Source organism: Pradoshia sp. D12 (genome assembly GCF_008935075.1).
In the GTDB taxonomy this organism is placed as follows: domain Bacteria; phylum Bacillota; class Bacilli; order Bacillales; family Pradoshiaceae; genus Pradoshia.
The window spans coordinates 3,099,574-3,112,171 of the sequence record NZ_CP044545.1; the positions used below are offsets into that span (position 1 = coordinate 3,099,574).

Sequence of the window (12,598 nt, forward strand, 5' to 3'; positions counted from 1 at the left end):
TTTTGCTTTCAATGTGTACTTAACTTGCCGGCAGGATATAAAAAAGAGCCTAAACAGCGGGACCCCCCACCATTTAAACTCTTTCACTCACGCACTCACGCGTAGAAGGCCATATATATGATCCCGACAATGATAAATAAAGCAGATACCACCAACAAAATCTTCCCCAGTGTTTCCATGGTCTCCTCCTGTGTTCTCCCTTATTTCAATTCAACAATCGTCACGCCAATTCCACCTTCAGAAGCTTCCCCAAACCTCATTGATTTGACTGAACGATGATTCTTCAAATACTCTCTGACTCCTTGTCTCAGTGCCCCTGTTCCTTTCCCATGAATGATGGAAACACGCGGATAACCGGCAAGCAAGGCATCATCAATATATTTCTCCACTCTAGACAATGCATTTTCGTAACGCTCACCACGGAGATCAAGCTCTAGATTAACATGAAAATTTTTACCTTTAATCTTGGTGATCGTTTTCGTCTCGACTGGCTTTGGACTTTTCTTAAATTCGAGATCTTTCTCATCCACTTTCATTTTCATGATTCCCATTTGAACATTCCACTCATGATCGGATATCTTTTCTATTAATTGACCAATTTGTCCCCAAGTGAGAACCTTAACTTCATCGCCAGGCTTAAGCGTCCTTTTGGCTGACGATACAGCGGCTTTTCTTATTTTTTTGGATTCCTCAGGTTTTGCTTCATTAAGCCTTCTCTTCGCCTCTATCAATTCATGCTCTTTGACTTCAGCACTCTTTTCGATTCGCATCTGTCTCAGCTCACGGATAATTTCCTCCGCTTCTTTTTGAGCCTTTTCTACGAGTTGCCTTGCTTCCTGCTTGGCTTTTTCGATTAGCGTATCTTTTTTATCCTCGTACTCCATTAATTGTTTTTGTAAATCTTGATGAAGGATTTCAGCATCCCTCAAATATTCTTCCGCTTCCTGCCAGTCTTTTTCAGCTTCCTTTCGTGAAGTTTCCAAAGATGCAATCATGTTTTCAACCTTATTGGAATCGGCTCCAATCATTCCACGAGCGTTGCGAATAATCCGTTCAGTTAAACCCAGCTTCGTAGAGATTTCGAACGCATTACTTCGACCAGGCACACCGATAAGCAGTCGATAGGTTGGACTGAGCGTTTCTACATCAAATTCCACACTTGCATTCATGACGCCTTCTTTATTATATCCATAGGCTTTCAGCTCAGGATAATGGGTTGTAGCAATAACCTTAGCTCCACGTGAATGTGCTTCATCCAGAATTGAAATCGCTAGTGCCGCTCCTTCCTGAGGATCTGTTCCAGCTCCAAGCTCATCAAATAATACGAGTGATTCAAAGTCCAAGGTTTCTAGGATTTCCACTATATTCACCATATGAGATGAAAATGTACTCAAGCTTTGCTCAATCGATTGTTCGTCACCGATATCTGCATATACAGATTTAAAAACTGCTAATTCTGATCCATCCATTGCCGGTACCTGCAAACCTGCCATAGCCATTAATGTACAAAGACCGACCGTTTTTAATGTGACGGTTTTACCGCCTGTATTCGGTCCTGTAATGACCATCGTCCCATAGGTCTCTCCAAGAATGATGTCGTTGGCAACAACCTCTTCTTTTGGAATGAGCGGATGTCTTGCCTTCTTAAGCTTAATGATTCCCTGATTATTCATAATCGGCATGGATGCATGAATAGCTTTTGCATATTTTGCTTTTGCAAAGGCAAAATCGAGCTTAGCCAAAATAGAGACATTCAGTAGAATATCATCTGCATACTCGCCTACAGCATTGGAAAGTGCTGTTAGTATACGTTCTACTTCCCTACTTTCTTTTACGCGAATATCCTGTAATGTATTATTCAATTGAACAATAGACTGCGGCTCAATAAACAAGGTTTGCCCTGATGCAGATTGATCATGGATAATACCGCCATAATGATTTCTATATTCCTGCTTTACAGGAATGACAAAACGATCATTCCGAATCGTCACAATCGTATCTGATAACATTTTGGCGGCATTGCTTGAACGAATCATACTTTCAAGCTTTTCTCTAACTCTTGCTTCATTCGTGCGCAATTGCTGACGCAACGTCCGGAGCGTATCACTGGCAGAGTCCAGAACCTCACCATGGTCCCCAATTGCCATATTGATGTCTTTTTCCAGATCACTCAGATTCACTAATTGGTCTTTATATTCATAGAGAATAGGAAGTTCGATTTCATTTTCCTGCATATCCTCCAAAAATCTGCGTAGAGTCCGTCCTGCTCTCAGTGTACTTGATGTTTCCATCAATTCAACAGGACTGAGAACACCACCAATCCGAGCTCGTTTTATATGGGAGCGAATATCAAATATCCCTCCAAGAGGCACATTGCCCTTTAAGCGATATACGGTTGCAGCCTCGTCTGTTTCATATTGAGTACGTTTAACCTCTTCCAAATCGGTATTGGGCATTAACTGTTCACTTAGGCTTTTTCCCAGACTGGAAGAAGCATGTTTTTGCAATTGTGCAATGATTTTTGTAAACTCGAGTGTTTTTAATACTTTGTCTTGCATGGAGAAAAATCCTCCTTACTTTTTCTGTTAGTCTCTATTGAGGAAAGCCAAAAAATCGTCCTCATTTTGGGCGTTTAATACAGTCTCTTTCTTGATCCAGCCACGCTTGGCGTTTGACACACCTACGTCCATATTCTCCAGCATATCAATGCTGTGAGCATCTGTATTAATAACGATTTTAACTCCTGCATCCTGAGCTTTTTTAACATTTTCCGCTGCTAAATCGAGACGATTTGGATTGGCATTCAACTCTAATACCGTATCAGTTTCTTTTGCAAGCTGAATCAATAAATCCATATCCACTGCGTAACCGTCTCTTCGCCCAATAACCCGCCCAGTTGGATGTGCGATAATATCGACATGTTTATTGGTCAATGCTGTTTTCAAACGCTCCATAATCACTTCCTGCGGTTGTGAGAAAGAGGAGTGAATAGAAGCAATAACAAGATCTAATTGTTCTAGAATTTCATCATCAAAATCAAGTGTACCATCCGGAAGGATGTCCATTTCGATACCGGACAGGATCATGATGTCATCATATTCCTTATTTAACTTCCTGATTTCTTCTTTCTGTTTTAAAACTCTTTCAGGTGTCAGTCCGTTTGCCACTTTTAAATATTGAGAATGATCGGTTATGGCCATATAGCGATACCCCTTGGCACGGCAAGCTTCTACCATCTCTTTTAACGTATGGGAGCCGTCACTCCAGGTTGTATGCATATGAAGATCACCTTTAATATCCTCCAAGGAAATTAAACCGTAATCAGCTTGATATTTATCGATTTCAGTACCATCCTGCCTAATTTCCGGTGGAATATACGGCAGACCAAAATGGCTATATAGGTCTTCTTCGCTCTCAAATGTTTTGACTTCACCAGTTTCTAAATTTTCAACGCCATATTCACTAACCTTTTCACCGCGATCCTTAGCCAATTGGCGTAAACGGACATTATGGTCCTTAGATCCAGTAAAATAGTGTAAAGCCGTTGCAAACTCAGCTGGCTTTACCATCCTGAAATCTACTGCTATTTCATAATCATAGGCTAAAGCAAGAGATACTTTTGTATCACCGGCTGCAACGATATGATCAATATTGGTTAACCCTAAGATTTGTTCTTTGACACTCAAGGGATTGTCAGTAGCTATGATGAAATCAAGGTCTTTTATCGTTTCACGTCCGCGCCTTACACTGCCAGCTCTTGAAAAGCGAATAACATCTTCCATTGCCTGCAGTTTTGCCTCAATGTCTTCCACAATCGGCAGCATAACAGCAAGAGGCAGACGATCCGGTTTTGTTCCCATTGCTTTGATGGCATCAAGTATGTTTTCTTCAGACTTTTTGCCAAAGCCGGCAAGTTTACTGACTTTCCCTTCTTCACACGCTTTCTGCAGCTCTTCCGCATTCGTAATAGCTAACTCTTTATATAGCTTGGCAATCTTTTTCCCACCGAGTCCTTGTAAGCGAAGAAGAGGAATTAACCCCTTCGGCACTTCCTCCTGCAATTCTTTAAGGACCTCTGATGATTCCATTTCGATATATTCATTTATGACAGCTGCCGTTCCTTTGCCGATCCCGCTCAGCTTGGTGAAATCATCAATCTCCGACAGGCTGCGTTCATCTACTTCAAGTGCCTGTGCAGCTTTGCGAAAGGCAGAAACCTTAAATTGATTTTCTCCCTTTAATTCCATATATATTGCTATTGTTTCCAATAGTTTAATGACATCTTTTTTGTTTACGCTCATTCCGGCCACCTACCCGTCCTATTTCATTTATTAGATACCTTTATCCTTCATTATATACAAGCTCAATCGGATACTAAAAAAGAATGACTTCCCTATTGGAAGAGGAAGTCATGAAAATGGATGGAACCACAAATTTGTCACCCAATCAGATAAAAATGGGGTGTTCATAATGATTGTTTTCGCTAAGGATGAGTTATGTATCATTTCCTGCAGTGACTCAATGGGTAGCATAGCACCAATAAATAGGATAATAAACATACCCAAATACATTTCTACAAATCCTAAAGCCCCGCCAGCCAATTGATTAAACTGCTTCAAAAGGGGCAGCTGAGCAAGAAAGTCCAGCATGGACCCAATAATTTGCAGGACAATTTTTACGCCAACAAAAATAATAAAGAATGCAATTGCATTGTAAAAAGCAGAATCCAAATCTGTAATATTAAACAGCATATTAAGACTTGAGTCAGTATCCGCTGATGACGGAAAAGGAACCCACATTTCAAGCTTAGGACCGAGGTCTTTATAAAATAATTTAGCTACAATCAAGGCAATAATAAAACTTAATAAGTGTACAAGCTGCAAGATTAAGCCTCTTCTTAAACCTATTAAAAATCCTATGAGTAAAGCTACTAATATGAATAGTGTAACCATAATATCCTCATTTCTTCTGTTGATTTATTTCTATTTCCAAGGCTTCTATCTTTTCTAACAATTTATAGTATTCATGCATCGTATTAACTGCAGTTAATACAGCTAATTTAGTCGTATCCAGACTCGGGTTTTTTTGACCAATTTCGCGCATTTTATCATCCACCGAGTGGGCAACTTGTCGTAAATGAGAAGTTGATTCATCGCCTACAATGGTGTATTGTTGTCCATATATCTCAACGTTTATCCTGTTTTTATCAGACAAGGCGGTTGCCTCCAATCATAAAAATCCTGTCTACTATCATAACATGAAAACCAATTTCTTGGTATTCCTAGATAAAAACTACTATCAATCGTAAAATATCATATACACAAATTTCCGTCCTATCAACAAGAGGACGGAAATTTGGCGTAAAGAGGAGTAGAGTAGAAAAATGGCGAATACTGTTATTACAGTAACAAAAGAAACGATTCTTAAAATGAAATCCTATTACTTGAATTCTTTATTGCCTAAAACACCACCCGGAGCTGTTTTCTCAGCGAAAATGAATGGGATGACGATTACGGCCTATAATTCTGGAAAAGTATTGTTCCAGGGAGCCGTCTCAGATGCAGAAGTTCAAAAATGGAGTAGCGGATCAGCCAATGCTGCTGCCCCTCAAAAAAAATCACCAATTAAAAAAAGAAGTGTATCAGACCATATCTACCGTCCTCCTCATACAATCAATGAGTTGAGTATCATTGGTACAGATGAAGCGGGAACGGGCGATTACTTCGGACCCATAACAGTTGCGGCAGCCTATGTCAGCAAGGAACATATTCGGGAACTTGAAAATATGGGCATACGGGACTCTAAAACGATTCGCGATCCGCAAATATTAATTCTTGGCAAAAAGATTACAGCAATGATCCCGTATAGTCTGCTTGTCCTGAAAAACGAAAAATACAATAGTGTTCAGCAAAAAGGAATGAGCCAGGGTAAAATGAAAGCCATGCTGCATGAACAAGCTATTCATCATTTGCTGGCCAAATTGGAAGGAACCAAGCCAGATGGTATTCTCATAGACCAATTTTGTGAACCCGATATTTATTTTCGCCATACCGCCACGAGCGGAAATCGTGAAGTTCCCTTGTATTTCAGCACAAAAGCTGAAAGTATATCCACAGCTGTGGCAGCCGCTTCTGTTATTGCCCGCTACGCTTTCTTAAAACATATGGATCTACTCAGTGAACAGGCAGGGATGACGATTCCTAAAGGCGCCAGTTCAAAAGTGGATGAAGCTGCCGCTGTCTTTATCGCTAAAAAAGGAGAAAGTGAATTAAACGCCTTTGCCAAGCTTCACTTCGCCAATACAGAAAAGGCACGCAAACTCGTAAAAAGAATTGGATTATAATCAAACACTCAGCCTGGGAGCTGATCTGCACCCCAATTGTTAGACACACGGTCTAACAATTGGGGAGATCACATCTGGTCTGAGTGTTTTTAGTATGGAGTAAATTGTTTTCAACAAGATTCTCCATTTAACAAGGCCTCGTAGGTTGTATTTACGGGAAACAAGCCGACTTTATTCAAAATCCAGCCGAACTTAGAAGGAATTCAGCCGAATTTGATTGGAATCCAGCCAAACTACCACTAAATCCAGCCGCTATCCTCAGCCAATTAAAATGATGTTTAAATGCAATGAAAAACTTACCAGTTTACCGCATTTTCTGAGGGGAATAGAATAATCGGAATTTTTTCGAAGAGATGAGGTAAAACGAGAATGGAAAATGTTGTGTTAAGTTTTTTCAAGGTTGAAAGCGAAGCATATCAGGCTTTATCTGAGCTAAAAAGAACTCATACATCCCAGAAAGATTTTGTCCTCTCACAAGTAGTTTTACTAAAAAAAGTTGATGGGGAGATTATCACAAAGGATAGCTTCAACACTGGCAGTCAAACAAGTGATGACACTTTATTAGGCGGACTTATTGGAGGGGCTCTCGGGTTACTTGGCGGTCCGATAGGTATCCTTTTAGGAATGGGGATAGGTGCCGGCTTCGGTTCCTTATTAGATATGAATGATGCCAAGGAAGAGGACGGTATGCTTTATACGGTTTCTACAAAAATGAAAGACGGAGATATAGCTCTTATATCTGTTATACAAGAAGAATCACAAGCATCCTATAATGAGATCATTAATCAATTTGATACAGTAATCGTTAGATACCGTGCTAGCGTTATACAGGAAGAACTAGACCATGCGCGTAAGGTACAAAAGGAATTAGAAAACGAAGCAAAAGCCAGAATGAAAGAACAGCGCTCAAAAGAAAGACGAGAAAAAATCGACGAATATAGTACGAAATTAAGAGAAGAATTCAAACAAATTAAAGAGAAATTATCATAAAACAACATAGTCCTCATACATTAACAAGTTAGTTGCTTTAAATCATACATAAAAAAAGATTGCTTATAATAGCAATCTTTTTTTTCATTAAATTATACAGATATAATCTTTAATTAAGGGAGATGGCTTCCACCACTCCCTCAATCAATTGTAAGTGGCTGCAAAGGCCAACAGGATGTAGGACACAAAGACGTTGCCACACGATGTGGTGGTCTTAGTCTTCGTTCCTTTTTCAGTTGTTTCAGCTTTTTCGTTTGATCTAGCTTCGACTCCTAACTCCTCGAGTCATAAGTGTAGCCACTGCGGGAGGAAAAAAAGCCTCCCTACGTATCTCCTCTTATGCTTGTCGGAGGCCAACAGGATGTTGGTCACAAAGGCGTTGCCACACGATGTGGCGTTCTTAGTCTTTGTTCCTTTTTTAGTCGTCTCAGCTTTTCGTTAGATCTAGCTTCGACTCCTAGACCCTCGAGTCATAAGGATAGCCACTACGGGAGGAAAAAACGCCTCCCTTCGTGCCTCTCTCTTATGCTTGTCGGAGGCCAACAGGATGTTGGTCACAAAGGCGTTGCCACACGATGTGGCGTTCTTAGACTTTGTTCCTTTTTAGTCGTCTCAGCTTTTCTAGCCTCTCAGCTGTGCTCCTGCTTTTTCTTCTACGGCGAAGAGGACTTTGCTGTGGGCTTTTGTTACTTCTTCGTCTGTTAGTGTTTTTTCAGGGTCGAAGTATTTTAGGGAGAATGCTAATGATTTTTTGCCTTCTTCCATTTTTTCTCCTTCGTATAAGTCGAATAAGTGAACTTCTTTTAATAGTTTGCCGCCAGCTTCTTTGATAATCGTGCTGATTTCTCCCGCTACTGCTTCAGAGTCCACAACCAATGCAATATCACGTGTAATAGAAGGGAATCTTGGAATAGCTGTATATTGAATTGGTTCTTGATCTACATGTAAAAGGTCTACTAGAGACAATTCAAATACATAGGTTTCTTTTAAGTCTTCTTTCTTTTCAACTTTCGGATGAACTTGACCTACGAAACCAATTAATTCTCCATCTAAGAACAATTCAGCTGTGCGTCCTGGATGCATTCCTTCAACAATCGCTTGTTTCCACTCCATGCGGTTTTCAAGGCCAAGCTTGCGGAATAAGCCTTCAAGGATTCCTTTTACAACGAAGAAATCTACTTTTTTCTTCTCTCCCTGCCATAGGTTCGTGTTCCATAGACCCGTTACAGCACCTGCAAGATGCTCTTTTTCTTCTGGAAGCTCTGTATCAGAAGTTTTAAGGAAAATAGCACCTGTTTCATAAACAGCCATATTTTCATTTTGGCGAGCTACATTATGCTTTAACACATCCAGCAAGCCAGGAATCAGGCTCATACGAAGAGTGCTTCTTTCTTCACTCATTGGCATTGCCAAACGAATGCTTTCACGTTGCTCTAATGTATACATGGCTGCTTTTTCAGCAGATGTTAGAGAGTATGTGATGTTTTGCATTAAACCGGCTTCTTCTAGATAACGACGTACAACTCGACGCTTCATTTGGTAAGGAGTTAGTACACCTGGCTTAGAAGCACCAACCGGTAATGTTTTTGGAATATTATCGTATCCGTAAAGTCTTGCTACTTCTTCAATAATATCTTCTGGAATAGTAATATCTCCACGGCGTGTCGGTACCGTAATTACAAAGTCTTCTCCATCCACTTTCACTTCAAATTGAAGGCGCGTTAAAATATCCTTCACTTCGTTAACAGATAATGACGTACCCAATACTTTATTGATTTTTCCAAGACCAATACTGATTACGGCTTCTTCAATCTTCATCTCATTAAATTCTGCTTGACCTTCAAGCACTGTACCGCCTGCAAGCTCTGCGATTAATTCTGCTGCACGTTCTCCGGCAGCACGAACGCGGTTTGGATCCACACCTTTTTCAAAGCGTGCGCTTGCTTCTGAACGAAGACCAAAATCTTTGGAAGCTTTGCGAACAGGACCGCCTGCAAAATAGGCTGCTTCCAGTAATACAGTTGTTGTTCCATCAACAACCTCAGAGTTGGCTCCTCCCATAACACCAGCAAGTGCAATAGCTTCTTTGCCATTTGTAATTACCAAATGATCACCGCTAAGCGTACGTTCAGCTTCATCCAATGTAGTCAGTTTTTCACCTTCATGCGCCATACGAACGACAATTTCTTTAGATTGTAAACGATCATAATCGAACGCATGCAATGGCTGACCATATTCAAGCAAAATGAAATTCGTAATATCGACCACATTATTATGCGGGCGGATTCCGCTCTTCATTAATCGGCTTTGCAGCCATAATGGAGATGGACCGACTTTTACATCTTTAATGATTTTCGCGATATAAAGAGGATTTTGCTCAGGTGCGTCCACTTTTACGCTTACATAGTCTTCTGCTTTCTCAGAGCCTGATTTTACAGTTACTTCTGGTACTTTAACTTCTTTACCCAAAATAGCTGCTACTTCATAAGCTACACCAAGCATACTTAGGCAATCAGAACGGTTTGGTGTCAATCCAAGCTCAAGAATATGGTCATCGAGCCCCAGTTGTTCAAGCGCATTTGTGCCAGGAACAACATCTTCAGGGAATACAAAAATACCTGTACTGAACTCTTTTGCCACTACTTTCGCTTCGATTCCCAATTCCTGCAGGGAACAGATCATGCCGTGGGATGCTTCTCCGCGAAGCTTGCTCTTTTTAATTTTGAAATTCCCCGGTAAAACAGCTCCTACTTTTGCGACAGGAACTTTTTGTCCTGCTGCCACATTCGGCGCACCGCACACGATTTGAACCGGTTCTTCTTCACCGATATCCACTTTACAAACACTTAATTTATCAGCATTCGGATGCTGTACTTTTTCAAGTACATGTCCGATTACCACGTTTTGAATCACCTCAGCAGGAGATTCTACACCTTCTACTTCGATTCCGCTTCTTGTAATTTTTTCTGCCAACTCATTAGCATTGATTCCATCTAAATCAACATAATCCTGTAACCATCTATATGATACAAACATCTTATTTCCTCCCTCTAATTCTTACTCGTGACGATGAAACTGGCTTCCGAAACGTACATCATTTGTATAGAAATGACGGATATCGTCAACACCGTATTTCAGCATGGCAATCCTTTCAACACCCATACCAAATGCAAATCCAGTGTACTTCTTGGAATCAAATCCTGCCATTTCAAGTACATTCGGGTGAACCATACCTCCGCCCAGAATTTCGATCCAACCTGTTTGTTTACAAACTGAACAGCCTTTTCCACCGCAAATTTTACAGGAAATATCCATTTCAACTGAAGGCTCTGTGAATGGGAAAAAGCTTGGACGAAGGCGAATTTCACGATCTTCACCAAAGAATTTTTTCGCAAATACTTCAAGAGTTCCATTTAAGTCAGCCATTGTAATGTTCTCATCCACTACAAGACCTTCAATTTGCATAAATTGGTGAGAGTGTGTGGCATCGTCATTATCACGGCGATACACCTTACCAGGACAGATAATTTTAACCGGTCCCTTCCCTTCATGCTTTTCCATTGTACGAGCTTGTACAGGGGATGTATGGGTACGCATTAAGATTTCCTCAGTAATGTAGAAGGAATCCTGCATATCACGGGCAGGATGGCTCTTAGGGAGATTCAATGCTTCGAAATTATAGTAATCCTGTTCCACTTCCGGACCTTCAGCCACTGTGTAGCCCATTCCAAGGAATAGGTCTTCTAATTGTTCCGTAATTTTTGTTAAAGGATGGTGGTTCCCTTTATTAACAGGAGCTCCAGGAAGAGTGACGTCAATTTTTTCCTTTGCCAATTTTTGATTAACAGCTTCTTCCTCTAATGCGTGCTGCTTTTCTTCAATTGCAGATGCAATCGCACCTCTTACTTCATTGGCAAGTGCCCCTACCTTTGGACGTTCTTCTGCTGAAAGACTGCCCATTCCTCTCAATACCTCGGTGATCGGTCCTTTTTTGCCAAGGTACGCAACACGGACATCATTCAAGCCTTTGAGGTCAACAGCAATCTGTACTTTTTCCAAGGCTTCCTGCTGCAATGCTTGTAATTTCTCTTGCATAATTAAATCCTCCTATGTGATTTTTGATGAAAACCAATAAATGAAAACAACAAAAAACCCCGTCCCCAAAAAGGGACGAGGTTATCATCGCGGTACCACCCTTGTTAGCGTCCTATTCATTATAGGCTCGCTCGCTTCATTCAATAACGACATTTCTGCCGGCTAACCTTTACACAAACGTTTTGTCTGTGGTCCCGGTTGCAGCTCCGGGGGTGAATTCACTTGTTTGCCTTTTTCCATAAAAACGCTCTCAGTCTCAGGCGTTTTTTTCCTGTAAGGCGGTCAAACAGCTACTTAGTCCCCATCTATGCTTTTCATCATCCAATTTTATTTACTCATTATAATCTAAATTGCCCCGAGTTTCAAACGTTCATTTCCTCTTTATTTAAGGCCATACATCAAAATGCCGGCAGCTACTGCCACATTTAATGATTCACTTTTTCCGTATATAGGAATATACACATTTTGATCTGTTTGTTCTAGCAGTTCTTTGCTGACGCCGCTGCCTTCATTGCCGACAAGTATAGCGAACCGTTCTGCTTTACTTATCTCCTTATATGGCTTTGCTCCCTGCAAGGCAGTCCCATAAACTTTCATACCTGATTGTTGTAATTTATCCACCCAAGTTTCTAGGCTTCCTTTAAAAGTTGGGATATGAAACAGGCTGCCCTGTGTAGAGCGAACTACCTTTGGACTGTATGCATCTGCGCACCCGTCCCCTAGTATAACGGCATCAAAGCCCGCTGCATCTGCTGTACGTATCATTGTTCCGATATTCCCTGGATCCTGCACACGATCAATTAATAATACAGTTGAAATGTCCGCTCCTAACTCAGGGAAAGTTGGCTTTCTGCAAGCCGCTGCAACTCCCTGTGGTGTGTCAGTATCCGCGATTGCTTTAAAAATGTCTTTATGTACAGTAAACAAATCAATGCCTTCTAGCTCCCACTTTAAAGGTAAATCAGTACCTTCCTTTACAATCAGTTCTTCCACTAATCCATGCATAAGAGCTTCCTCTACTAAATGAAAACCTTCCACTATGAAAAGACCGCTTTTATCCCTGTCCTTCTTTGTCAAAAGTTTCTTCCATTGCTTTACACGTGCATTTTGCATTGATTCAATATATTTCAATATAAGTCACCTTCTTATCAAACGTTCTTTCATTATATC

At 40.7% G+C, this 12,598-nt stretch carries 9 protein-coding genes; 2 read left to right on the forward strand and 7 right to left on the reverse strand.

Features of this window, described 5'->3' with window-relative positions:
• Window positions 1-200: 200 nt before the first annotated feature.
• From F7984_RS14925 to zapA, 4 genes are all read right to left on the reverse strand, one after another.
• Window positions 201-2,558: an endonuclease MutS2 gene (locus F7984_RS14925; RefSeq protein ID WP_140462243.1), complete on the reverse strand. Its 2,358-nt coding sequence runs from the start codon at window positions 2,556-2,558 to the stop codon at window positions 201-203.
• A gap of 27 nt (window positions 2,559-2,585) precedes the next feature.
• Window positions 2,586-4,301 (reverse strand): DNA polymerase/3'-5' exonuclease PolX, encoded by a 1,716-nt coding sequence (gene polX / locus F7984_RS14930; protein ID WP_140462242.1) that lies wholly within the window; start codon window positions 4,299-4,301, stop codon window positions 2,586-2,588.
• A gap of 108 nt (window positions 4,302-4,409) precedes the next feature.
• On the reverse strand, window positions 4,410-4,952 hold the full coding sequence (locus tag F7984_RS14935; RefSeq protein WP_066108772.1) for a CvpA family protein: 543 nt from the start codon (window positions 4,950-4,952) through the stop codon (window positions 4,410-4,412).
• A gap of 7 nt (window positions 4,953-4,959) precedes the next feature.
• The gene (zapA, locus tag F7984_RS14940) at window positions 4,960-5,229 is read right to left on the reverse strand and encodes a cell division protein ZapA (RefSeq protein ID WP_373925507.1); all 270 of its coding nucleotides are present in this window, start codon (window positions 5,227-5,229) and stop codon (window positions 4,960-4,962) included.
• 154 nt (window positions 5,230-5,383) lie between these two features.
• Between zapA and rnhC the strand changes: the two genes are divergently transcribed.
• Both rnhC and F7984_RS14950 read left to right on the forward strand, forming a co-directional pair.
• Complete coding sequence (rnhC, locus tag F7984_RS14945) at window positions 5,384-6,343, forward strand: ribonuclease HIII (protein ID WP_140462241.1); 960 nt, start codon at window positions 5,384-5,386, stop codon at window positions 6,341-6,343.
• 369 nt (window positions 6,344-6,712) lie between these two features.
• Window positions 6,713-7,333 carry a DUF1269 domain-containing protein gene (locus tag F7984_RS14950; protein ID WP_140462240.1) on the forward strand — a complete coding sequence of 207 codons (621 nt, stop codon included), beginning with the start codon at window positions 6,713-6,715 and terminating at the stop codon, window positions 7,331-7,333.
• Window positions 7,334-7,954: 621 nt separating this feature from the next.
• Here the strand turns inward: F7984_RS14950 and pheT are convergent.
• The 3 genes from pheT to F7984_RS14965 form a co-directional block, all read right to left on the reverse strand.
• Window positions 7,955-10,369, reverse strand: a complete 2,415-nt coding sequence (gene pheT / locus F7984_RS14955) for a phenylalanine--tRNA ligase subunit beta (RefSeq protein WP_140462239.1) — start codon at window positions 10,367-10,369, stop codon at window positions 7,955-7,957.
• Window positions 10,370-10,390: 21 nt separating this feature from the next.
• The gene (gene pheS, locus F7984_RS14960; RefSeq protein WP_066108785.1) at window positions 10,391-11,428 is read right to left on the reverse strand and encodes a phenylalanine--tRNA ligase subunit alpha; all 1,038 of its coding nucleotides are present in this window, start codon (window positions 11,426-11,428) and stop codon (window positions 10,391-10,393) included.
• A 381-nt stretch (window positions 11,429-11,809) separates the two neighbouring features.
• A complete protein-coding gene (locus tag F7984_RS14965; protein WP_175354319.1) occupies window positions 11,810-12,541 on the reverse strand; it encodes a TrmH family RNA methyltransferase in 732 nt (243 codons plus the stop codon).
• Window positions 12,542-12,598 lie beyond the last annotated feature (57 nt).

Coding starts and splice junctions, on each gene's coding strand:
- F7984_RS14925 (WP_140462243.1), bottom strand. CDS start 2,558: ATGCAAGACAAAGTATTAAAAACACTCGAGTTTACAAAAATCATTGCA.
- rnhC (WP_140462241.1), top strand. CDS start 5,384: ATGGCGAATACTGTTATTACAGTAACAAAAGAAACGATTCTTAAAATG.
- F7984_RS14935 (WP_066108772.1), bottom strand. CDS start 4,952: ATGGTTACACTATTCATATTAGTAGCTTTACTCATAGGATTTTTAATA.
- pheS (WP_066108785.1), bottom strand. CDS start 11,428: ATGCAAGAGAAATTACAAGCATTGCAGCAGGAAGCCTTGGAAAAAGTA.
- pheT (WP_140462239.1), bottom strand. CDS start 10,369: ATGTTTGTATCATATAGATGGTTACAGGATTATGTTGATTTAGATGGA.
- F7984_RS14950 (WP_140462240.1), top strand. CDS start 6,713: ATGGAAAATGTTGTGTTAAGTTTTTTCAAGGTTGAAAGCGAAGCATAT.
- polX (WP_140462242.1), bottom strand. CDS start 4,301: ATGAGCGTAAACAAAAAAGATGTCATTAAACTATTGGAAACAATAGCA.
- F7984_RS14965 (WP_175354319.1), bottom strand. CDS start 12,541: ATGCAAAATGCACGTGTAAAGCAATGGAAGAAACTTTTGACAAAGAAG.